This is a genomic window from Novipirellula methanifontis (genome assembly GCF_052161655.1).
Taxonomy (GTDB): Bacteria; Planctomycetota; Planctomycetia; order Pirellulales; family Pirellulaceae; genus Novipirellula.
In genome coordinates this window covers 5,928,934-5,952,988 of sequence record NZ_CP197418.1, presented here as the reverse complement: position 1 = coordinate 5,952,988, position 24,055 = coordinate 5,928,934, and the positions used below count along the sequence as shown (strand labels likewise).

Annotated in this window: 17 protein-coding genes; 8 read left to right on the top strand and 9 right to left on the bottom strand. The window is 54.4% G+C overall.

The genetic code is table 11. The features are described from left to right. The first annotated feature begins 222 nt into the window (after nucleotides 1-222). Nucleotides 223-441, top strand: coding sequence for a hypothetical protein (locus SH528x_RS21485; RefSeq protein ID WP_442505506.1), 219 nt, complete (start codon nucleotides 223-225; stop codon nucleotides 439-441). A 103-nt stretch (nucleotides 442-544) separates the two neighbouring features. Beyond that, nucleotides 545-1,012, top strand: coding sequence for a hypothetical protein (locus SH528x_RS21480; protein ID WP_442505505.1), 468 nt, complete (start codon nucleotides 545-547; stop codon nucleotides 1,010-1,012). Nucleotides 1,013-1,035: 23 nt separating this feature from the next. Here the strand turns inward: SH528x_RS21480 and SH528x_RS21475 are convergent, their stop codons facing one another. Further along, a complete protein-coding gene (locus tag SH528x_RS21475) occupies nucleotides 1,036-2,100 on the bottom strand; it encodes a sugar phosphate isomerase/epimerase family protein (protein ID WP_442505504.1) in 1,065 nt (354 codons plus the stop codon). Nucleotides 2,101-2,255: 155 nt separating this feature from the next. Here SH528x_RS21475 and SH528x_RS21470 point away from each other — a divergent pair, with 155 nt between their 5' ends. Further along, a complete protein-coding gene (locus tag SH528x_RS21470) occupies nucleotides 2,256-5,081 on the top strand; it encodes an Hsp70 family protein (protein WP_442505503.1) in 2,826 nt (941 codons plus the stop codon). Between the two features lie 56 nt (nucleotides 5,082-5,137). Here SH528x_RS21470 and SH528x_RS21465 read toward each other — a convergent pair whose 3' ends face one another. Beyond that, nucleotides 5,138-5,338 carry a hypothetical protein gene (locus SH528x_RS21465; protein WP_442505502.1) on the bottom strand — a complete coding sequence of 67 codons (201 nt, stop codon included), beginning with the start codon at nucleotides 5,336-5,338 and terminating at the stop codon, nucleotides 5,138-5,140. Between the two features lie 628 nt (nucleotides 5,339-5,966). On the opposite strand from SH528x_RS21465, the gene SH528x_RS21460 reads away from it, so the two are divergent. Continuing rightward, nucleotides 5,967-6,098 (top strand): hypothetical protein, encoded by a 132-nt coding sequence (locus SH528x_RS21460; RefSeq protein WP_442505501.1) that lies wholly within the window; start codon nucleotides 5,967-5,969, stop codon nucleotides 6,096-6,098. Between the two features lie 45 nt (nucleotides 6,099-6,143). Continuing rightward, nucleotides 6,144-7,790: an alkaline phosphatase gene (locus SH528x_RS21455; RefSeq protein WP_442505500.1), complete on the top strand. Its 1,647-nt coding sequence runs from the start codon at nucleotides 6,144-6,146 to the stop codon at nucleotides 7,788-7,790. 183 nt (nucleotides 7,791-7,973) lie between these two features. Here the strand turns inward: SH528x_RS21455 and SH528x_RS21450 are convergent, their stop codons facing one another. The 3 genes from SH528x_RS21450 to SH528x_RS21440 all read right to left on the bottom strand — a co-directional run bounded on the left by SH528x_RS21450 (nucleotide 7,974) and on the right by SH528x_RS21440 (nucleotide 13,528). Further along, a complete protein-coding gene (locus SH528x_RS21450; RefSeq protein ID WP_442505499.1) occupies nucleotides 7,974-9,344 on the bottom strand; it encodes an ankyrin repeat domain-containing protein in 1,371 nt (456 codons plus the stop codon). A gap of 174 nt (nucleotides 9,345-9,518) precedes the next feature. Further along, nucleotides 9,519-12,173: a hypothetical protein gene (locus SH528x_RS21445; RefSeq protein WP_442505498.1), complete on the bottom strand. Its 2,655-nt coding sequence runs from the start codon at nucleotides 12,171-12,173 to the stop codon at nucleotides 9,519-9,521. 254 nt (nucleotides 12,174-12,427) lie between these two features. Continuing rightward, nucleotides 12,428-13,528, bottom strand: coding sequence for a cellulase family glycosylhydrolase (locus SH528x_RS21440; RefSeq protein WP_442505497.1), 1,101 nt, complete (start codon nucleotides 13,526-13,528; stop codon nucleotides 12,428-12,430). A 209-nt stretch (nucleotides 13,529-13,737) separates the two neighbouring features. On the opposite strand from SH528x_RS21440, the gene SH528x_RS21435 reads away from it, so the two are divergent. From SH528x_RS21435 to SH528x_RS21425, 3 genes are all read left to right on the top strand, one after another. Beyond that, nucleotides 13,738-15,234: a sulfatase family protein gene (locus SH528x_RS21435; protein ID WP_442505496.1), complete on the top strand. Its 1,497-nt coding sequence runs from the start codon at nucleotides 13,738-13,740 to the stop codon at nucleotides 15,232-15,234. A gap of 670 nt (nucleotides 15,235-15,904) precedes the next feature. After that, nucleotides 15,905-16,783, top strand: a complete 879-nt coding sequence (locus SH528x_RS21430; RefSeq protein ID WP_442505495.1) for a M28 family metallopeptidase — start codon at nucleotides 15,905-15,907, stop codon at nucleotides 16,781-16,783. Nucleotides 16,784-16,859: 76 nt separating this feature from the next. After that, complete coding sequence (locus tag SH528x_RS21425) at nucleotides 16,860-17,837, top strand: endonuclease/exonuclease/phosphatase family protein (RefSeq protein ID WP_442505494.1); 978 nt, start codon at nucleotides 16,860-16,862, stop codon at nucleotides 17,835-17,837. A gap of 464 nt (nucleotides 17,838-18,301) precedes the next feature. On the opposite strand, the gene SH528x_RS21420 is transcribed toward SH528x_RS21425, so the two are convergent. The 4 genes from SH528x_RS21420 to SH528x_RS21405 all read right to left on the bottom strand — a co-directional run bounded on the left by SH528x_RS21420 (nucleotide 18,302) and on the right by SH528x_RS21405 (nucleotide 24,054). Continuing rightward, on the bottom strand, nucleotides 18,302-19,177 hold the full coding sequence (locus tag SH528x_RS21420) for an MYG1 family protein (protein ID WP_442505493.1): 876 nt from the start codon (nucleotides 19,175-19,177) through the stop codon (nucleotides 18,302-18,304). 279 nt (nucleotides 19,178-19,456) lie between these two features. Then, on the bottom strand, nucleotides 19,457-20,590 hold the full coding sequence (locus tag SH528x_RS21415) for an IS481 family transposase (protein WP_442505492.1): 1,134 nt from the start codon (nucleotides 20,588-20,590) through the stop codon (nucleotides 19,457-19,459). A 144-nt stretch (nucleotides 20,591-20,734) separates the two neighbouring features. Further along, nucleotides 20,735-23,293: an alpha/beta hydrolase-fold protein gene (locus SH528x_RS21410; protein ID WP_442512150.1), complete on the bottom strand. Its 2,559-nt coding sequence runs from the start codon at nucleotides 23,291-23,293 to the stop codon at nucleotides 20,735-20,737. 626 nt (nucleotides 23,294-23,919) lie between these two features. Beyond that, entirely contained in the window at nucleotides 23,920-24,054 is a 135-nt protein-coding gene (locus SH528x_RS21405) for a hypothetical protein (RefSeq protein ID WP_442505491.1), read from the bottom strand. Between the last annotated feature and the right edge of the window lies 1 nt (nucleotide 24,055).

Sequence of the window (24,055 nt, the reverse complement as noted above, 5' to 3'; positions counted from 1 at the left end):
AGTTCGCGAGAAGGGGTAACCGAGGGAACGAGGTCGTCCCCGATGAAACTCAGGCAATCCCACCTTGACACGTCTAATGTTGTCATTCGATGCGAGCGGTGGAAACCGATGATTGGGGCATTTGTACCGTCGATTGAAGTCAATCGACAGGAACAAAAGTCATATAAATTCAATTTGGGGCAAGCAGAAATAGTGCGTCCCGCATCTTTGTAGGAGCCAGTGATGTATTCACATAGCAGTAACGTGTCGCTATCGAGTGATGCGATCAAGGACTTGAACCGTGTTGCCGAGGCAATGGAATCGCTGGAAATACAGCTCAGTGTGTTGAGCGTACAGATGCATTACGACAAATCGAAGTACTCTCCGCGAGTGATGGAGTTGACTCGCGAGTTGGGCGAGATCCAACGCCTACTTGAAAATACCTTGACGTTTGGAAGTTGATGCCAATCCGCACGACACACAATTTGATCTCGAACACGTTTCAGGCGAAGAAGAAAATAGGGCGGAGTTTATGGAATTGCACAATCAACGATTTGCAAAGCGAATGAGAGCGATTGCTCCTGACAACAAGATGAAAGTCGACGTTTATGGACAGGACAAAGCCGACGACGGACTTAACGTCGCATTAAATTTCATGTCAGACCAGCTTGCGACACCCGATTTTCTGAATTCACTCGATCATGATTTTGGATCTTTGGTGCAACTCGTCGTCCCTGATTTTGCAGACGCGTGCAAAATCGATTTGTTTGACAACAGTGGGGGAATTCGTCGCTTCGCTAAATATGCCTGTGACGACCTGCTCTTTGAAACCGTCCACGCGACGGAACATGTACGTGCGCATCGGCCACTGCGTATGAAGATCGCCTTGTCCGATGGAATCTCGTTCTTAGGGACGATTGAATTCCAGAGGTTGCCCAGTCAACAGACGTTCACAATGGATGAACATCTCGACGCAAAAGTGTTGGCAAGTCGAATTTCAAGACGCATTGTTGGGATTCCCCAAGCACGCTAGCTGGAGGCGATCTTTGCTTGCGGTTATGCGTTCGCAAACGCCTTGCGAAGCATCTCCAGACTCTTAGGAATCGCGGTTTCGTGAGCCTCCTTGCCCTCGAATTCAAGCGAGATGTAGCCGCGGTAATTGGCTGCCTTTAAAATCGACGCCACTTTTGCGTAATCGATGTCGAGCGTATACCAAGTGCCGCCCCCGTAGTAGGTTTTTGCTTGCACGAAGACTGCCTCCGGTGCGAGCTGCTCGTACTGGGCGTATTGGTTTTCGAGAAAGTTTCCAGTATCGAGCGTAACCCGCAACCAGGGCGAATCGACTTCATTGACGACTCGCAAAACGCCGTCAGCGGTACGGCCAAGTCCCCAGTGGTTCTCGAGTCCCAGAACGACGCCGCACTTTTCGGCCGTGGGCAAGCATTGCTCGAGCGAATCGCGAACCCATTTGAAACCATCGTCATCGCTGTAGCCGTCCAGTCGCGGTTCAATGCCTTTGTTTTTCATCAGCTCATCAAAGCTGCCCGACGTTCCCCAACGCCCCGTGTTGACGCGGATCGTGGGAATCCCTAACGCGTAAGCAAGCTCGATGCAATGATTCGTATGGTCGATTGCTTCTTGACGTTTTGCGGCATCGGGCGAAACAAACGACTGGTGCGTCGAGAAGCCGCACAGCGACATCCCGCGACGGAATGCGCGCTGTTTGATCCTTTGCAACGTGGCATTCGATTCGTCTTGCATTTGCACGTGTAAAATCTCGACGGCATCGAAACCAGTGTTGGCTGCCAGGTCAACGCACTCTTCGATCGACAATTTGCTGTCGTCGCGATAACGCCAATAGGAATAGGTCGACACGGCGATCGGGTTGCTCTTTGGGGGTGTCGCTCGCTTGGCCGTTTGCTGTGTCGGATCGTCGGCTCCCTGACTCTCCGCGACTAGCGAAACCCCCGTGGCAAATGCAGCGACAGTGGCTAGCGATCCAGCCACCGTTTGCCGACGATTCAGTGTCGGTACGGACGAGGCACTTTCGGCCGCTGGATCGTTTGTCGCGTTTGCGGTTTGGCGAGGCTTTGCGTTTTGGGATGCAGAATGCGTCATCATGAAAGTCGCTGTGAGGGGTGGATTGGTAGGGGAGCGGATGGCAAACAATGCGTCCGCAGTATAACCTGAAACGCCATGGCGGGCGGATAGCCCCTAAATGTCTGATCGGCAATTGCTCGCCACTGCAAGAGTCTTCCCTCATTAATACGCCCGTTGTGTCAAACTCTGATCCCATTGCTGATGAACTTGAAACCCGACCTTCACGCTACGTGGTCGGTATCGATTTAGGGACGACGAACTGTGCTCTCTGTTTTATTGATACAGAAAAAGAGCCCTGGTCCACCGAGACGTTCCCGATCGCTCAGTGGGTGGACTTTGGACAATGTGAAAACCGTGAAACGTTGCCATCGTTTCACTACGAATTGACAAGCGACGAGGGTGCGGGGGGCCAGCAGTTGCCTTGGCAAGACGAGGCCGCGTCCTACTGCGTCGGCGTGCTTGCCCGTGACGCGGGGCATCGTCATCCTGGTCGCCGAGCGGCATCAGCAAAAAGTTGGTTGTCACACGAAGGCGTCGATCGCACCGCCGATTTATTGCCCTGGCACGGCGATGCCGACGTGACTCGATTGTCGCCAGTCGATGCATCGTCGCGGTATCTGGATCATCTGCGTTCCGCGTGGGATCATGCTCACCCCGAGGATCCGCTTGCTCAACAAGACGTCGTGATTACGTTGCCAGCGTCGTTTGACGAGGTGGCTCGTGAATTGACAGTGGCCGCGGCAAAAAAAGCGGGATTGTCGCGAGTCTACTTGATCGAAGAACCGCAAGCGGCGTTTTACGCCTGGATCGACCGCCAAAAAGATGAATGGCAGAAAAGTGTCCAGCCGGGACAGTTAATTTTGGTTTGTGACATCGGCGGTGGCACCACCGACTTGACCTTGATCCGCGTACGGGCGGCAGGTGAATCAGGCGATCAAATTCAGTTTCATCGCGTTGCCGTCGGAGATCATTTGATTCTCGGTGGCGACAACTTGGATCTCGCCGTGGCAAAGCTCGCCGAAGCAAAAATCACGAAGAATCAGCCCGACAATCCACTGTCGCCGAGTCAATGGGATCGGTTGGTTCAAGTATCGCGAACCGTCAAAGAAACGATGCTGCAAGCCGATCGGCCTGCATCCTACACGATCAATCTGCCGTCCGAAGGATCCAAATTGCTCGGCGGCAGCACGCAAGTGCAAGTCTCGGACGCTGAAATTGATGCCGTTTTGATGGATGGGTTCTTCCCTCAAGTCGACTTGGACGCGACCGCCATCGCTGGCGATAGTGGATTCCAAGAGTTTGGTTTGCCGTATGCCGCCGATGCTGCGATCACCCGCCACCTCGCTGAATTTTTGAACACTCACCGGCGAACCGGACTTGATGAGCAAGACGACAATTCCGCCGAACGCCCCGCACTTGTGCTGTTCAACGGCGGAGTGATGTCGGCACCGGCGGTTCGCCAGCGAATCGTCGAATCTCTAACGCGTTGGTTCGCTGGGGACGAAGCCGGCTGGAAACCTCGCGTGCTGGAAGCGCCGCGACTCGATTTGGCAGTCGCGCAAGGCGCGGCCTACTATGCCGGTGTGCGTCGCGGGCATGGCGTCAAAATTGCCGCAAATTTGGGCCGGTCGTATTACATGCAGGTCGCTGATAATCCGCCGCAAGGGCTGTGTTTGATCCCGGGAACCGCAGAAGCAGGCCAGCGATTCCGCGCCGACGGACATCCGCTGGAATTGCAAATCGGGTCACCGGTCCAGTTTCCGTTGTGGGTTAGTAGTACGCGATTGGCCGATTCCGTGGGAACGTTGATCGAAATCGATCGCAAGGAAGTATCGCCCTTGCCGCCGATTTGTACCGCCTTGGTTCAAGGCAAACGACGCAGTGATGAAACGATCAAAGTCGTGATTGAATCCGAACTGAGTGAGATCGGAACCGTCGGATTGTTCTGCGTCGACACCGATTCCAGCAAACGATGGCGACTGGAGTTTGACATCCGCAGCACGCTTGAAACAGATCGTGACGCCCACGCCGGAACGGGCGAATCACGCGGAATCGTTGATTCGGATACCGTTGCCCAATGTGCAGCCGCGATTGAAAGCGTGTTTGGCGACTCGGCGACAAAGTTGAAACCCAATCAGTTGGTCAAGCGGTTGCAAGAGATTACCGAAACGCACCGTAACAACTGGCCTCCTTCGCTGCTCCGTGACCAATGGCAGTTTCTACTGGACAACCAAAAAGGCCGGCGTCAATCGGCACAGCATGAATCACGCTGGCTCAATCTCGTCGGATTCTGCTTGCGGCCGGGCTATGGCGTCGCGGTCGATGATTGGCGTGTCTCGCAGGTTTGGCGTGCCGTTCACAATAAACTGGTGTTCCCTGCCGCCGCCTCGCGTACCGAATCGATGATCTTGTGGCGAAGGATCTCGGGCGGATTGACGGCGGGACAACAAGTGCAACTTGCTGCACCCTGGATCAGCGCATTGAAAAATCGCACCAGAAAAGTCGAGCCGCACGAGGCCTCCGAGGCTTGGAGGCTGATTGGGTCGCTGGAGCGACTGCCCGTCGGGGACAAAGTCACATTGGGGCGAATTGCAATCGAAGCCATCTCGAACAAAAAGAACGAAAAAATTCGCCATGCATTGTTGTGGGCAATCGGTCGCCTGGGCAGTCGTCAACCGCTGTACGGTCCCTTGAATGGATGCGTCGGGGCAAGTGAGGTCGGCGACTGGATCGAATCGCTGATTAGCTTGGATCGCAGCACAGACACCGCCGCGCATGAATCGGTTTGGATGTTGGCACTTGTCCAGATCGCGAGGATGACGGGAGATCGATATCGCGATTTGTCTCCGCAGGTGCGTAGTGAAGTGATTGAATATCTAGAATCGAAATCAGCACCGCCTCACTACCTTGAATTGCTGAAGAACGTTGGGCGGCTGGAAAGCGAAGAGGAAGCGGCGATTTTCGGAGACTCGTTGCCGCTAGGGATTCGGTTGGTGCGGTAGTTTCGCTGATCAAGCAAAGAACGCAAGCAAAACGCCCCCCAATTGACCGTTTACGATCAACGGTCGCGGATTTCCATGGGTTCGGACGCTCTTCTTTGCTCGCCGCCGCTGTTGATGAGCGCGATCGCGATCCCACCCAGCACAATCAACAGCACGGCAGAAATGATGTGAGGCCGATACTTTTCCCACAGCGACGGTGGCGCAGACGTGGGTTCCAGTGAGGATTTTGATTTGGATGGAGCGTTTGGGTCTATCATGATTCGATTTAAATGAGCGTCCAGAATGGTGGCATGCGCAAAATCGTACCCGATGCCGCCACCCATTTCGACCAATAGGCTTGGCCGTCTCGAATAAATTCCATGGACAAAGCCATTTGCACCAATCCTCCTCGAGCTTAGCAGGTCGTTCGGTACATACCGGTGAAACGTCGATCCATTTATGAGCCGACGGCGCTTAAACTTTGGTATTAGTGTCGGACATTGGGAGAGAGTGTTTCTTTCGGCCTATGCTGCAGTTACCTCTCCACCGACGAAGTCGGGGGAGAGGTCGAGCACGCCCTTAAGGCGTTGCTCGGGTGAGGGGGCGACCGCGCTATCGGCGAGCAATTCCGGTGCAAACGGCGTTATCGTTGGCGAGTGCCTTGCTCGGTCAGCCCCCTCACCCGAACGTCGCTGAAGGCTCCGTTCGACCTCTCCCCCAACGAAGTTGGTGGAGAGGTGGCAGAAAACCGGAGCAACTATAAATCACGTCAATACCAATGTTTGAGCGGCCTGCGGCCAGCGCCGGCGGCTCAGATCATTATGGGGAATGACTCATATTGGCCTGCTTCGGGGCCGACTTTTTCGTACCAAAATCCGTCGCGAAAAGTGCAAGACGGAAACTATCATGAACGCGATGGGTGCTCTGTTCGGTGTCGACATTCGCCTACACGCAAAGCTACCGACGACCGAGAAAATTGACATCGCGCCCACGATCGCATATTTGTCAATCGTTGAATATACTTATTCCGATGGCTAGCCATTCCCACCAACCCAAATCCCGCCTCAAGCAATAAGACTCACCATGCGTTCTTGCTCAAACTTAACGAAGCGCTTTGTTCTTCTGATTGGCTCGACGATCGTTGCTTTATCGCAACCGTCTGTTGTTCAAGCCTCTGACCCGATCGCGAAGTTGCAGGCTGATGCCGTTGCAACGAGAAAAACCGACTGGGGATATTGGGGAACCAACCCCGACACGTACTCAAGTTGGAAGACACACAGTAACCGCTTGATCCCGGTCTACACTTTCGGCATCGACCTTAAATCGGTGAGTGGTGAGAACAGTTTGTATCGCAATGCGGCGGCCATCGAAAAACTCTACGGCTATTTGCCTGACAAGACATTGAACCCGAAGGCCGATTATTTTGACCAAACCGACGTTTACCGACTCCAGAGGCAAGCGGTGGAGTCAGGCAAGAAGCGAGTCATCTTGTTCGTCTTCGACGGCATGGATTGGGACTCAACACGAAATGCATCGATCGCAAGATCAGGCAAGGTTGCCTATCACGAAGGACGCGGCGAAGGCTTGCACTTCCAAGATTACCGTGGTGCAAAGACTGACTTCGGTTACTGCGTCACCAGCCCTCACAACGACGGTACTTCCGTCAGTGTCGAGACTCAAACCGTGACGAATCCCGACGGAAAAGTTCGCGGAGGCTACGATCCTGAACTTGGCGGCGACTCGCCTTGGAGTCCAATCACGGATGCGAACTACCCGATCGGCAAGAGCAAGAAAACCAAGCACGCCTACACCGATTCGGCTTCGTCAGCAACTTCGTTGACCAGCGGCATCAAAACCTACAATGCGGCGATGAATGTGGATTCGATGGGACGCGAGGCATTGCCGGTCGCCAGGATACTGCAAGACCAAGGTTTCGCGGTCGGTGTCGTCACGAGCGTTCCGATCAGCCATGCAACGCCTGGATGCGCCTATGCGAACAATGTTCATCGAAATGATTATCAAGATCTGACGCGCGACCTAATCGGGCGACCGTCGATCTACCATCCTGGCGGCTTGCCGGGCGTTGACGTGCTGATCGGCGGCGGATGGGGACTCGATAAGGACAAGGATCCCGCTCAAGGCAAAAACTATGTCGCAGGCAACCGATACATCGCCCCAGACGACATGGCCGCGATCGACGCCAAAAACGGTGGCAAGTACGTCGTGGCGCAGCGAACGAGCGGTGTTGCAGGGCCCGATGTTTTGCAGGCCGGCGTCCGAGACGCAAAGGCGAACCGCCAGCGGTTGTTCGGATTCTTCGGTGCCCAAGGCGGCCACTTGCCATTCCGGACCGCCGACGGGAACTACGATCCCGTGGTCAGTTTCGGAAACCCCAAACCTGAAAAGGCGGAGACGTACAGCGAAGCCGATTTGCACGAGAACGTTAAACTCAGCGAGATGGCGACTGCGGCAATGGACGTACTTGATTCACGCAGCGACCGTTGGTGGTTGATGGTCGAATCAGGCGACGTTGACTGGGCGAACCATTCCAACAACATCGACAATTCCATCGGCGCGGTCCTTAGTGGCGACGACGCCTTTGAAGCGGTTGTTAAATGGATCGAAAAGAACGGTGGTTGGGACGAAACCGCATTGATCCTGACCGCCGATCATGGTCACTACTTCAACCTCGTTCGACCCGAAGCACTGATCCAAACACCCGGTCAGTAGGGGCGCGATGAACCGGCGCTAACACTGGTCCATAATAAATGCATGTGGGAGGCGAATTAAAGCCATTTCCAATTCGAGAGGGAGTGGCTGATTTCGTTCTTTCACTGGCAGTCTAAGTCGACTGTTCTATTTCTTTGTTTGCCCTGTACTCGTGAACCGACGGCGCTAGCCTGGACGCCGCAGTCAATTTGAAATTGCCGCCAACATATCGCGGATCGACGGGTAGACTACGTTGCGAGCCGAATCGGCGTGCCACAACGTGATGACTTGACCATTCTTGCCGCCTTTGGCGGGGCTATTGTCAAAACATAAAAAATCACCCGCCGTGTTGCCCGCCATCGGCAGCCATTTGGGATGCCACCAACATTCGCGAATCCCCGCATCGGGTACGGCATCGCTGTCGTCGAAGTCCCCGGATTGGGCAAGGTCTTCCCATATTGTCCACTCCTTGATGACCTCGTCGATCGAAAGCAGCCTGAATTCTTCTCCACTCGCATAATCGACAATCAACCCCTTGGTTCCAGTTTGCCCGTTGTGCCGAAGAAAGAACTCCTTCACTTCGTTGGTTAATCGTATCTTGGTTTTGCTAACCAACGTTGTAATGTCAGACTTCTTCGCTCCCTTGGCCAGCGATTTGAAAAGCCGTTTGTTATTCATCTCCAAGGCCGCTTCGATTGCATCCCAAGCCTTGCTCGCGGTAGGAAGTGGTTTGCTTTTGGAAGCCGAAGCACGCTTGGCAGCCCCCGCTGTGTTTGGCTTCGTTACAGATTGCCAATTTGCGAGCAATGAAACGATTGACTTCTTAGCCTTCACTGCTTTCGCGTAGTCCAATGCGGAAAGCCCGGACCAGTCATGTTTTGAGGTCTTCGGTGCTTTGACCGTCGGATCGGCTCCGTTTTCGAGCAGTTCCGTTACGCCTTTCAGGCTTCCTTCGCAAATGGCTGCATGCAACGGACAGATCTTGCGTCTGCTACCACAAGCCGCATTGGGATCGGCACCGCAATCGACCAGTAACTTGATCAATCCCCGCCGATACATGCTGTCGCCCTTGTCAGCCGCACAAACAAGGTAGGATGCTCCGTTACGTCCCGGCGTATGGGTTGGATTGGCGCCCGCTCGGACGAGGATTTCAATCACTTGAAAGTGTTTTTTTCCATCACAGCGGCCCACGGCTTCCATCAACGCAGTGTCGCCATGATCGTCCACTGCGTTGACCGCAGCACCATGATCGACCAGAAGCTGTACCATCTGAGGTGAACCGGTTTGTGCCGCGCAGTGCAACGGCGTGAACAAGTTGTAGCCAAAACCGGGCTTTGGTTTTTTCGCTGGCAACTCTTTAAAGTTCACATTGGCACCTGCGTCGATCAACGCCTGTGCACACGGGACATCCACGCGAGTTGCCGCCACTAGCAACGCTGATCGCTGACTGTCTGTGTCGTCATCGGCATAGGGTTCGTCAACATCGACTCCCGGTTTCGCAAGTTTTTCGATCGCTTTAGCGTTCCTGTCGAGAACAGCCCGATAAAGCTTCTTTGCAAGTGCAGAGGTTGTCATTCAAGTTTCTTTCGCTATGATCCAAGGCATGGTTTGCGGGGGACGTGCGATATACAAGTTGATGTAGTGGATCTTGCTAAAGATCCCGTCAGCAAAGGATCTTTAGCAAGATCCACTACGCTAGTTTTGGCTTGATCGTCCCGTAGATGATTCGAGATCGATGGCAGCCCATGCTCAGTCGGCTGCCAACAGCTTTGCCGTTGCGATCCGAAGACTCTCCAGCCCCGTTGCCGACAGCCTGCCGTATGCCGACGTACCAGCGTCCTCCTCATTGGTTTTGTGAACTTGAACGTTCAAGTCAACATATTGGTCGACGAACTGTCGCATCTGCTGCTGCGACCAACCTCGTTGCTGCTGCAGCAGGTTCAGGTACTCGATTAACTGCTGTGCATCTCGATACGCCTTGAGTCGCAGCGAATGCCGAACGACCGTTTCGCCAGTTGGATTTTTGTCGAAGATGAACAGTCCCAGCTGATCTGCATCACGTAATGCGCTGCCCGATTTGTTGACCGTCTGCCAGGGAACGATACCGGTCGCTCCGTTCTGCCAAGCGTCCAGTGCCCAGGCCTGGACGTTGCGATTGGTCTCGTGGACATGATTCGTTGTGCCATAGACCCACGCCTTCAACCCATCTCGCTGAATGCGGTCGGTGACCAGACGCCGATAGTGTTGGATCGCCGATGAGGACACAACCCATAGGTCATCGCGCCCGTCCAGCTGGCCTCGACAATATTCGGGACGGGAAATGTCGATGCGATAATCGATTTGCACGTCCGCTGCACCTTCACGGCCGCGATCAGTCAGTTCGCCATAAAACTGCAACGCTCGGTAGTCCCAATAGCTGGTCGGTTCATCCAGAATCCAGGGAGCTTTCGTCTTTTCGTCGAACGATCCCTTGTTATTGAAGTACACCTGGAATCCGGTCTGTTTCCATCCTTTTGAATCGGCAAGTCTTGCAAAATCTTGCAGGATGTTGACGTACGTGCGAGCGTACTCGGGATGCGCATCAAACGCATTGTATGCGTCAAGATCGCCATTGAAGTAGGCTCGACAATTGAGCGGCCAGCTTTCGTGAAACGTCAGATAAAAGCCTGGTGCCGGGATCGGCCCACGGTGGCCATCTTTGAAAAGCGAGCCATCAATGTATGGCCCAAACGCTTCTACAAAATCGTTCCAGTATGCCGTCCTGGAATCTGGCTGAATATCATCGTACCGCTTGTTGTCCATCCGTCTTCCCGAACGAAGACGCATATCAAGGTTACTCTTCCTTGAACCCGGAGCCGCAGTGTTGTGCGAGTAGTGCAAAATATTAGCATGCACTCGATGGTCGTAGGCAATTTGCTGAAGAGCATAGTAGTCGTTGACGTGCTCGGGCAGCCCGTAGCCATTCATCTCGCACAGGAATGTCGCTTGTCGAGGCAACGCGAAGGGCAGGACTTTGATCGACAGCGGCAGCTCGCGTCCGTCGGATATTGTGATCTTCCCCGTGCGAACACCCGGAGATGCATCAAACGGGATGTAGATATCGGCAACAATACATTGATCCGCATCGGGTTTGAGCGAAACAGTATCAGGCAGCGGCAGCAGCGGATCGGGAATCAGCCGTCCGTTTGCTGGCACGTAGACCGCTTGATGTAAATCGACACGCGATTCAGGTGCCTCCATCTGCACCTTGACGGAGACCTGTTCGCCGTCGTCGCCTCGCAGCAATAGCTGAAATCCGACGACTTCGCCCGCAGCGGCTTTGAGCTGAACTCGCTTCCCATCGAAGATCGCGTTGTGAGTCCGATAGTTTTCAGGAAGCTCTCCCACCGCCTTTCCCGAAGCATCGAACTTATCGGTGACCGGAATCACGCTCAACCCAGTCATTGGCGACGACTGCACGGATGCAAAATCCACCGCGGGTCGATCGACCGTACCCGACTTCAGGATCACGTTACGCAGCACCGCTGGCGGCGAACGTTGGCCGGTGCGATTTACGGTGACAATCCTGATTTCATACGGTTGGTCTGTGGTGATCGACGAAGGCAAGTCACGAAGCGGGATGGTTTGCGGGTGACCGGGCGCCACAGGAGGGATATTGTGTCGGCCGAGCGAACGACCATCCACACTGACTTCATAGGCAAATCCCCGCATTGGCGCCGTCAGTGTCAGGAGGGCGGAACGAAACTCATCCGAATCCAATCGCAGGTCCGTGGCAGCCGCTGGGTTCGCATCTGCCGAATCGTCTATCTCCACGAGCAAATACGGTTTCTTGCTGGACTGCTGATGCGCGAAGATTGTCGGGTTTCGCCGATAGTCGGCGTCGTGTTCATGAATGGCCAAACCATGTGCGACACCAAGGGCCAGCGCATGAATCATGTCGGGCGGCACGTCCCAATGATACTTGCCGTCAAGGATCAATGAAGTCGACTGGTGAACCAGCGTAAAAGCATTCCCGCCAGACACCGCCGGAAACCGAGCGTCCGGGTAACCCCAGCCGTCAATTCCTTCGATTCCCGCGGTCAGACCGTTTGAGCGGTCTTCATCCCAGGGGGTCGCGATCGTGGACAGTGTGACGCCAGAAATTAATTGTTGTCCCTGAACGCATACCAACTTGGCCTGTTTGACGCGTTTGCCCACGATGGCAGACGTGTCAAACGCCATCGCAACGATATGCTGGTTGCCTTTGACTCGGATCTGTCCCTGTTTTCCAGCGTTCTGATCCCACTCGCCATCGACCATGACAATCGAGTTGTCTTTTGTCACCGGCAACTGAATCGTATCGGCCGCGTTTGCCTTGGTTGCAAAGACCAACACGAACGAAAGCAGAGCAATTAGGATCCGCATGGTAAAACGCGCCTTTGAAACGAAAAAAAAAGAGAACTTCGAAAAATACCGCAGCCCACAACCAACAGCGGACGACTCCATTGGCTCCACCGGACCGCAACGCAGATCACGGTTCATTCGTGCTGTATTGTACGTGCTGCATTGTGCGGCCACGTCATCATGTCGTGCTAACCGGCGTCACAATGGCCCATGATACTCGGTCGGTAATCGGGGCAGTCGATTGTCCCAACGGAGTGATCCCCGTCAATTTCGCACTATTTCTGAGGCACCTTTGTCATAGAGTCGGCCATCGATGCAAAGCGTTCCAACCACGCGGCGGTGATGGCGTGTGCGATCGTTGCGTTGCCGGAGCCTCGCAATTGTGCGGCCGTTGATCCCCAGTAAAAGCTGATCCATCCATCGGCAAAATCTTTGGACCGAGTGACGAAATCGGCAAGCTCCGCGTCAGAACACTTCATGGGAAACATCTCCTCTACGACGAGCGGCTTACCGATGTCGTACGCTTTTAGCGCAGTGATCGCTTTGTCGATTTGCCCCTTCTCGGGATAGAAATGAACGGACGCAAAATCGAGCCGTTCCCCCACTTCGGGCGAGTAGAACAGCGGTTTTCCACTACCGAACACAAATACCCAAGGGATTACGCCGACGGTGATCAGATGTTGATCGTCTTGTTTGCGAATCGCATCGACCATTTGATCGACCCAAGTCTTGGCAACCTGCTGACGCGTTCGCCCGGCCAAATCCAACGTCAGTCGCTGAACAAAAAACTTGCCCGCCAATTCACCGCCCAGCCAATCCGATTCTGGTTTGCCACCGGCAAGGATCGGTTCGTTCATCAGGTCGTAACAGAACACAGCGTGGCTCGAGCGACAAACCTTCGCCACCGATTCCCAAAAGAACGCCTGGGTTCGCCAGCGTTCTTGCTCACTCTGCTGATCATACCACTGGGGCACGTTGGCTTTGTGATAACAGGCCAAGCCGGTGATATCGAGATACAGCCCCTTTTGCTCCGACAACTTGACCAGCTTGCCCAACTGATCCAGAGCGGCTTGATTCGGTTGACTAGGTGCATCGAGAAATTTCCCGAGTTGCAGATGGACGCGAACACAATTGGCACCGAGCTGTTTGATCTCAGTGAAATCGTCAACCACTTCGTCCCATCGCTCGATCCAATACTCGTCGAGCAGTTCGCCAGCCTGATTGTGATCGTAGTTCACACCCCAGACCACGAACCGCTCGTCGGAGTCGCCGCGAACGAAATGCTCGCCGTTTTCAGAGACACGAATCCTTGGCATCGTTTCCGCAGAAACGGGAGTAATCCAACATAACGCAACTGCAATAAGGACGAGACGCATTGTGTTTTCCTGGTTGGACGATGAATGTCGTGGACCGTTCCCCAACCCAATATACTGAACGCCGGCACCGCTAACATCAAAACTTGTCGGACTCGAATGCTGAATTAAGAGGCGGACTGGTGATCGCATTTGATTTCTCGCGTCTGCACGGCGATTGGGTTCGTGTTACGCTGTAACTATCCGACTAAAGTCCCGCCTGAGAACCAAATATGCCATCCCAAATCCAGTATCACCTTCGTTCCCAAATTCGTTTTTTCGTTTTCCTTTCCATTTCCGTATCGATGGCGGTTTTCGGATGGGTCGGTAACAGTCGCGCAGATGACGACACGCGGCTGAATGCGAAATCAGCGTCGCAACCCAACATTGTGTTGGTGATGACGGATGACCAAGGATGGGGACAAACCGGCTATTACAATCACCCGGTTTTGAAAACGCCGCATCTCGATGCGATGGCAGGTGCTGGGTTGCGGCTCGATCGATTCTATGCCGGAGCCCCCGTTTGTTCACCGACGCGGGCAACGGTATTGACAGGACGGTCCAACGATCGCAGCGGGGTCCAATCGCACGGTTACGCGTTGCGATTACAAGAGACCACGATCGCCAGCGTGCTGAAGGACGCCGGTTATGTGACTGGCCATTTTGGGAAATGGCATCTCAATGGCCTGCGTGGTGCGGGAGTTCCTGTCTTACACACCGACACGCATCACCCTGGACATTTTGGTTTTGACCAATGGGTTTCGGTCACCAATTTTTTTGATCGCGATCCGCTGATGAGCCGGCGAGGAAAGTTCGAGCAATTCAAGGGCGATTCGTCGGACGTGGCGATGACTGAAGCGATCGATTTCATTTCGCGACAAAGCAAAGCGAACCAGCCGTTTTTTACTGTGGTCTGGTTCGGGTCACCTCACTCGCCGTGGCTAGCGGGTGACGAGGACTTGAAACCATTTGATTCGCTCGACAAGGACTCGCGGCACCACTATGGGGAACTGGTGGCGATGGACCGCAGCATCGGAACGTTGCGAGATTCACTACGACGTCTCGGCGTTGCTGAGAATACCTTGGTTTGGTACTGCAGCGACAATGGAGGTTTGCCAAAGATCAAACCAGATACCGTAGGCGGACTGCGAGGCTACAAGGGAAGTTTGTACGAAGGGGGACTGCGTGTTCCGTCGATTGTCGAGTGGCCCGCGATGATCACTCCTCGTGTGACAAGTCATCCCGCCTGTACCATGGACATCTTTCCGACGCTCGTCGACCTGTTGTCGCTCGATCAATCGGTCGCACCGAATGAACTCGATGGGGTCAGCCTAAAGCCACTGTTTCGCGAAGAATTGGGACCGCGTGAAAAACCGATTCCCTTTCGTTTCTCAGGAAAAGCCGCGATGGTCGACAATCACTTTAAATTGCTGGCAGAGAATTTGGATCGATCCAAGTTCGTGCTTTACGACCTAAAGACCGACCCTACCGAAACCACCGACGTGACGTCCAAACATCCGCAGGTAGCAAAGCGAATGCAGCAAGCACTTGTCGCATGGAACGCGTCTGTCGAAAAGAGCGTGGCTGGCAAAGATTACCCCGCTGGCAAAGTCGATCCTAACCATCCTGAGCCTCGATGGTGGACCGAAGTCGAGGCCTACGAGCCTTTCTTTGCCGAGTGGAAAGATCGCTGGGAGTACGCTCGTTACTTTAAGACGAAACGCAAATAGTTCCGCATTCCACTCGGAACGAACGGGTCGGAACGTACGGGCCGCTTTCGCACCGGGCAATTAGCGGCGGGTTTCAGTTACTGCAAACGTTCGGCAATAACGTCACCGACCTTAAAACAGTTTTTTCCAGCCATAGCAAACAAGCGAGTGTTCGGCATCCGCAAGCGAAGGTTCGGTGATTCTGTGAGCCGACGGCGCTAGGCTGTCGGCTTAGATCATTATGTTGAATGACTCTTATTGACCTGCTTAAATACGTCCGCGTCGGGGCTCGCGGTGGGCGTCTTTGGCACTTAGAATAGTGACCGCTCCAGTAAGCATTTAGGCAAGAGTCTTTCTGTAAATTGGCCGTTTTGGCGCTAGCCACGGGTCCGGCGCTGAACCGGGGCTAGCGCCCAAACGCAACGCTGTGAAGAATTTAGAGACGGCAAATTACGGCATTTGCGTTCCGTAGCTACGCTCGCCAGAGCGTGGATGGTTGCCGGCCAATACGAATCACCACCTTCTGGCGAAGGTAGCTACGAGAAAATGCTTCACAGCGTTGGCCCAAACGGCTAACGGGATTTCACCCAATGATTCCTGCCTACCCGCTTAGCATCGACGAAGCGAGCTGCTTAGCACGCTAACGAGCCGAACCGCCTGCGACGACAAATTGAAAAGGACGTCCCCGCCAATGAGCGCCGAGATCGAAGCGAGTCTTCGACTGCACGTCGATCGACTTGCTGGTCTGATTGGGTCACGCACTCTCGACCAGCCCAAATCGATCGCGGCGACGACCGGTTACATCACAGGCCAGTGGACTGAGATGGGTTACCAGGTCGAACCGCAGCACTACGATGCAATGGGATTCCCCGCGACAAACTTGATCGTCGAAAAGTCAGGCGAGAAGCACCCGGACGATATCGTTTTGCTAGGTGCCCATTACGACACCGTCGCTGGCACACCGGGGGCGGATGATAACGCGTCCGCGGTAGCGGTGATGCTCGAAGTCAGCCGGCTACTGAGTCAGCACTCCGCCAAACGCACGGCGCGGTATGTTGCCTTCACGTGTGAGGAAAAACCGTACGGGGACGTTGATTCGATGGGCAGCCAGTATCATGCACGTCAATCCAGAGTAGAGGGAGACAACATCGTTGGCATGTTGTGTCTGGAAATGGTGGGCTATTTTCGTGACGAGTTAGGGTCGCAAAACGTGCCTCCTTCGATTCCCAAACGGCTGCACCGTTTCTTCCCGAAACGAGGCAACTTTTTGGCTGCCGTAGGAAACCCAGCGTCTTGGAAGCTCAACTGGAGTTTCCGACGCGGATTCAAACGAGGCACCTCGATGCCACTGTTCTCGATCGTGTTACCCGAAAAAGTGAAGGAAATTCGTCGTAGCGATAACAGTTCGTTTTGGGATCAAGGCTATACCGCCTTGATGTTAACGGACACTAGTTTTCTGCGTAACCCAAACTACCATCAGCAATCCGATACCCCCGACACGCTCGATTACAAACGGATGACCGAAGTCACCTACGGCGTTGCCGCTGCGATGAAGCGATTGTTGTCGTGAAGGCTGGTCTTATCGATATGCCGGTCCGCACTGGTCCGAAGTTGCAGCACGGTCTGCGAAAGACAACGCACCAACCATGAATCATCCCACCGCGAATGAATCATCTTTTGGGAAGAGACTGAAACAAGCTGCACAAAGTCTACTGATCGCAGTATTGATTTTCTCTCTCGGCACGATGCTCGCAGGATTGTTGGGGAAGTGGCATTATCTGCTGGACCTAGCAAGTCACATGCGTGTTCAAGCAACGATGGCTGTGCTTGTGTCGGGATTGGGGTTGTGGTTGCTCGGACGCAAACACATCGGCGTGTTTGGTTTGATTTGCGGTCTCGCCTTGGTGCTTAGTTTGACGCCGTTTTACTGGCCGACGGCCCCGGTTTTGGGCAACACGTACCGATTGATGACCGCAAACGTGTTGACGCGCAATCCGGAAAAGAGGGCGGTGTTGCAATGGATCGCCCAAGCAGATCCCGACTTTGTTGTTCTGCAAGAGACGGATGAATCTTGGACAACTGCGATGGAACTGGGGTTGCGTGATCGATATCCCTACCATCGTGTCGTGCCGCGCGAAGATAACTTTGGCATCGCGATGTTTAGCAAACACCGCTGGTTGAGTTGCGATGTCGTGACGTTCTCGTCGCAAACCAGCATCCCGTCAATCGTTGCTGATTTCGAGTTGCCTGACGGAAATGCGTTGCACTTGATTGCGACGCATCCGTTGCCACCGATGCGCGTTTCAAGTTGGGCAGATCGCAATCGCTGTTTTGCAGGAATCGCCAAAGAGGTAAATCAACGCGGAAATGGCCGGGGAATCGTCGCTGGCGATCTGAATTGCACGCCGTGGTCGTATTGGTTTGGCCGCTTGTTGAACGAGTCCGGGTTGCGTGATTCTTCGCTTGGGCAAGGGATACAAAGCACTTGGAGTCCCAGGGCGACGCCGATACCCGGGCTGATGATCGATCATGTTTTAGTGGGATCCGAAATCGAGGTGGCCGATCGATTTGTTGGTCCTGCGATTGGGTCAGATCATCGACCTGTCATCGTCGACTTTCGCTGACTCAATTTCTTCACTATGTGTGCCGATCAAGCTGGTCAATATGAGTCATTGCACATAATGATCTGAGCCGACGGCGCTAGCCGTGGCATGATTCCCGCAATGTCGACGGGCCCGCAGCTAGCGGCTTGTCGATTTAGTGAGCCGCTCCCGCGTGAGCGGCCGGGTTCCACGCATTACCCGGTGCCTTACGGCCCACGGCTCACAAAAGGATCGACGTTTCACCGGTTTATACCGAACGACCTGCATAGGACGCTAGGAACAATAGATGGCGGGCGGTAGTGGACGAGGCTACGAGTCCTGCAGCTTCATCGAGTCAAAAAGGACTCGTTGCCTCGTCCACTACGGAAGACGCCGCCAGTTATTCTTGCGACGGTCCTCAGCGCCAGACATCCTTGACGCTTGTTGCGTTTGTCCCCGGATTTCATCGAAGTCCTTAACGAGGAACAAACGGAAGCGTCGTCACTTCAGTTCCCCGTTTTGACGATGGCGAGTGCGAGTAGCTCCTTTAGCCGCGTCGGATCCGTCGTTGAGACTTTTGCGACAAAGCCACGTTTGTGTGCAAATCGAACGAGGTCGTGTGATTCGATCTGCGAAAAATCCAAGCGTTGACTGTCGTTGTAACGTGACAATCCGTATCCACTGCCCCGCCGATCAGGATATATCGTCGCCTGAATCTGATCTTCTTTGCCTTCGCTCTCGATGAATGCATAGACTCCAAACGAAGGGTCATCTGAAATTATGTCACTTTTTTCAAGAAACAAAGCTTGAATCGGTTCGCCATCGGTTTCGATCGTCCAGTACTGACCGTGCTCTTTCAAGTAGTCCAGCCGCTGCCGCAAAGAACGCAAGTAGTTGACGATATCTTCACCCACCATGCACATGACTTGGTGAATAGGACTTTCTGGATCTAGTTGAGTCTGGCTTGCGAATCGATTCAGCAAAGTCGTATCGAGCGGAGAATTTAGAGCTCCCAATGCTGTACGTGGAATCCCCATCAACTTGGCAGCTTCGTTTGGCCCTAACGTATCGAGCCATTCCGCCGGACGAAGCCAAGCACAGAACGACAACGCGTCTTCGTAAAGTCCCATGCTTTGCAGCACAAGCGATAAGGCACAAAGTGGCGGAGCATCGCGAGGGAACTGGTGATGGTCAAAGTTGTTTCGTTCTTGATCGTGAGCACCACCTACGTCGACGACGCAGATCGATGGATTGGCCAAATCATCATCCGTTGGCTCGCGTCGTTGGATCGGAACCCCATGCAAATGTGCCAACAGACAACAGGCAAGGAAATCGTCTTTGTGGGCTCCGCCCGGATGGGTCACGATCAGCTGCATGGTCATCAAGTAGCGCAATTCAGTTTTAGGATCAGGTTTGGAATCAATGAGCACAAGAACATACCCACAAACTGCATGGATGGAACCTGTAGCACCGGGAAGTGAAAGCGGACGCATGGCGTAGGACCGGTCTCCACCGGCGACACATTGTCGGTTTTGGCCGGTGGGAATATTTCGTTCGGGGACATGGGTGGCGTTTTGAACAAGACAGCGGGGGGCGGAGAAAGCATAGCTTTCCCCGTCCTCGCTCACCAGCCTCGCGGCTGAAGTGAGCGCAAGCGAACTTCAGCCGCGAGGCTGGTGACGTCGAATTTCGCCAGTCCGCTCGTCGATCTGGGCCACCACAAAACGACAGCAACTGACATCCCAAACACCGTCCGTTTGAGTCCCACTCAAGCCGATAGGATGGTCCTGGAATGCTTCGCTGATGCGGTACGTCTTCCCCTTCCAACGGAACTGGCCAACCCTGTTGACGCGGCGTGTTTGGTAGCGTTCGCTATACTCGAACGGATCCGTTTTCTCCTGAAAACGTCGCTCACTGATTTGGTATCGCTGCGAAGGTGTTTCCAAATCCAATGCCCCGTGAGGACGCTCCAAGTTGTAGACGTCTCGCCAAAGATCAAAGCACTCTTGAGCTTCCGCCAGCGTGCTCAGTGAGCGATCCTGCAGGGCTTCGAGTTTTAGCGTGCGATGAAATCGCTCCAGCTTGCCGCGGCCCTGAGGATGGTGTGGACGACCGTGAATCACTTCCACATCGTGACGCATCAACCACGCCGTAAAACGTGTGTGACGCATCAAGTGACTACCGCCCCACGGGTTGCCGTTGTCGACGTAAATCGCGTGTGGAAGCCCGTAAATTGCGAACACGTTGCGAAAATGACTTTGCACCGTTTGCCGCGTTTGATTCCCACAAGCGAGGATCCCCAGTGAAAACCGGGAGTGATCGTCCAGCAGGGTTAGCGGGTAACAATAGCTCTTGTTGTTCAGCGCGAACTCGCCCTTGAAGTCAACTTGCCACAGCTCGTTGGGACGCTCTCGCTCGAACCGCGTCCATGGCTTTCGCTTGGCCGATTCAGCGTCACTGATGCGATCATGTCGCTTCAAGACAGCGGCGATCGTGCTGGGCGAAGGAAGCGTTTTTTCACCCATGACTTTGAGCCGCTTGCGAATCTTCAAGCCGCCCCAGGCCGGGTGAGCATCGCGGATCTGCAGCACTTTTTGCTCGATCTCCGCGGGCGTCTGTGTGGGGGATCGGTGAGGTTTTCGCGAGCGATCCACCAAAGGTTCTTCGGCGCAAGCTCGGTGACGCTCTCGCCACTTGTAGCCGGTCTTGCGTGAGATACCAAACCGCTCGCACAACCGGCTAAAATTGACTCCGTCGGCCTCTGCCAAGCGGACAAACTCTTCTCGTTGGGACACTCGATCGAACTCTTTCCAGCCCATACTTGCTCCTAAAAGGAGTAAGTATGATTACTGCAAAAAAGCGCCACCCATGTCCCCGAAAAAGCGCCACCCATGTCTCCGGTCTATACAGGGAACCGGCCCTACATCAATTCCCAATCTCTATTGGATCTTCAGTTGACGCTGGTAGACCGCTCGGCCATTCGTGATGAAGAGGGTCTCGTGGTTCTCGCCAGCGATCGTGCAACTGGTTAACGGCATGGTCTTGTCGGGTTTGGGAAGCACGCCGCATGGACGTCCCGTTGGGTCAAAGATTTGCACGCCTAACTCGCTGGTGACGTAGTAACGACCGGCTTTATCGACGCACATGCCATCGCCACGGGATACAGTGCTGTATGGCGGTGGTTCGTTGAACTTGAATTCCCCCTTGGGGTCGATTGGCAGTCGCATCGGCATGGTCGGCATCTTCGCGTCCAATTCGCCACCCGCGTTGACGCGGAATGTCCACGTGTAGGGACCACCATGATCAGAAACGGCAAGCGTTCCGCCGTCATTCGACAGAGCGATACCGTTGGGACGCGTGATGCCGGTGTCGGCGACCGAAACCTCACCCGTCTTGATGTTGATTCGCGTGACTTGCTTCGCTTGCGTCTCAGTGATGAAAATGAAGCCTTCCTTGGAGATCGCCATGTCGTTGGGTTGCACATCGGAAGCGACGACTTTCACATCGCCGTTGGTTGTGTCGATGGCGATCACGCGTTTCTGTTTGCCTTGGCATGCGTACAGCAATCCGTCGGGACCGAATTCGAGTCCGCTGACGGACTCCTTCGCAATCACGGTTTTCTCAGCGCTGATTGCGTCGACGCGGTAGACCGCAGGTGCCTTCATGTCGCAGAAGTAGAAGTTGCCTTGATCGTCGCTGCACGGAGCATCGGCGAAGCCCAGGTCCTGCGCCACGACTTTCCATGACTCACCCGGCACAAGTAGATTCAACAGCGTGAGGTCGCCACGCAAGTCGTCGCTCGTGTCGATGGTCGGCGAGTGAGCTTCGCTTCGCCATAGCCATTTCATCGCATCCGGAAAACGCGAGCTTCCGTAGTCCGCGTTGTGCATGTAGCCTTCGGCCCAATCGAAGCGGGCGTCATAGCCCATGTATTGCAGTGACGATGCCATCTGCTGGTTCGCGATCGGCCAACTTCCAAACGCGTTGTCGATATCGCCACTCGTGTCAGCCATGTAGACACGGATTGGCTTGGGTTCTGTTTTTCGCACAAGTCCCGAATAGGCATCGCCACCTCGAATGTTTGTGTAGCTGCCGACACTGTTGTAGACCTTTTGGAATTGGTCGGTCCGTTCCCAAGCAACGGTGAAGGCACATATCGCACCGGAACTCGATCCACCGATCGCACGCATCTTGGGATCGTCGGAAATGTTGTAGCGTGATTTGACTTCCGGCAGAATTTCATCGAGCAGGAAAGTTGCGTAGCGATCCCCCAATCCGTCGTACTCATAGCTGCGGTTGGACGACTTGTTGCCTTTGCGCGGTTTCGATTTGTCGTGGCCTGGATCGAGAAAGACAGCGATCGTAGGCGGCATGTCACCGCGAGCGATTAAGTTGTCAAACACAACTGGAATTCGCCAGCGTCCATTCACGTCTCGCATTCGTTCACCATCTTGGAAGACCATCAACGCGGCAGGCGTGTCCTTGTTGTATTGAGCGGGAACATAGACGGCCCATTCACGAATCGTGTCGGGAAATATCTTCGATTCCCAGGGCTTCATGACCTCGACGGTGCCGTGAGGCACATCGTCGCGTGGGACCGCGTCCGGGTGTGGCTCCCAGGCCGGCTTGGTTGCGGTGGAGGGAATGTTTGTGGACTCGGCGTTGTCGTCCCACAGCCAACGCAGAGCATTGGGTAGTTCAAGCCCGCCCCACTTGCCGCTGTGCCCTCCCTCGGTCATCACCAATTTGTAGGGGTAGCCCGCGTACTGAAGTGCAGCGGCGAGCGAACGATTGCCGAGTGGCCAGTTGCCATGCAGATTGCTGAGGTCGTCGTTGCCTTCTTGGAGATAGACCTTGATTGGCTTCGGCTTCTCTTTGGTTTTGCGGACCAAACCGGGGTAAGCCCAGCCACCACGAATGTTCGTGTAGCTGCCGATATGACTGAGAACCTTGCTGAACTGTTCCGGTTTCTCCCAAGCGACGGTAAAGGCGCAAATGCCGCCTGATGAAATCCCGCACACGGCGCGGTCCGCTGGATGGTCGGAAACATTGATCCCTTCGAGTGCAACGGGTAAGAACTCGTCGACCAGAAAGTTCGCGTAGCGGTCACCGAGTGAATCGTACTCAAACGACCGGTTGCTGCGACCATCGGCGCCCTGTTGTGTAGCCGGAATCGTGCCGGGATTCACGAACACTGCGACAGTGACTGGCATCGCCTTCTGGTGAATCAGGTTGTCAAAGACGACGGGAACACGAAACGCACCCTCTGGCTTGGCGTAGTTCATGCCGTCCATGAACACCATCAAGTTGGCCGGTTGGTCAGAGGTGTACTGTGCAGGCACATAAACGGCGTAGTCGCGTCGTGTTCCAGGGAACAGCTTACTCTGTTCAAACACGCCGCGGGTGAGCTTGCCACTGGGAACACCCGGCTGAACCTCGCGATCACTTTTTTCGGCAGCAGTTTCTTGGGCCGAGCAACGCGGAACGAATCCCACCATGATGACGATGGCGACGCACGCGACGGATTTCAGTGAGATCAAATGCAGAGTTCGTATCATCGAGAGTGGTCGCCTGGGAATGGAAATGGGAGTTGGCACGACACTAAATACCGAATAGCTCGTGCCAAGCGTCTAGTGCATTGACGAAGCTAAGAATCAGTGTTCACGTCGTAGCGAATGTCGTCAAGACGCTTGAGAATCCGCCGACGAGTTTCGCTACCTCAAAATCGAGTATTAGCGGCAGGACGAGATATTTTAACCAAAACGTAACCCAGAGGTGTGGTGTACAACCCTGGCTTTTGATGGCATTCTCGGTCATAAATTGCCCCAACCTGTTCTCGATCCGCTTCAGCAAACGAAGTACGCTCTAGTCGGATGAGCGACTTTACGTGCTAACACTAAGCGGTTTGGCAGGAGTCACTGGGTGACATCCCGTTCGCCTTTTGGGCGATTGCCCCGGTTGAACGTGGGAAGCGTGGCTAAGGGGTTTTTGATTTCGTGAGCCGCTCGCGCGTGAGCGGCCGGGTCCCACGCATTACCCGGTGCCTTACGGCCCACGGCTCACAAAATCAACAAGCCAATCGTGCCAAAACAGCTGAGATACTGAAAGTCCCCTGCCGACCTGCTTAACAGTACAAGTCGATGTTCTGGTCGGCGAAGCCGCTAAGATAAACACGGTCACCGAGTCGTTCCGGAACGACTTCCCAAAGAAACACGTGTTCGATCTGCCACTGTGTGTCTACAGCAATCTGATCTCTCAAA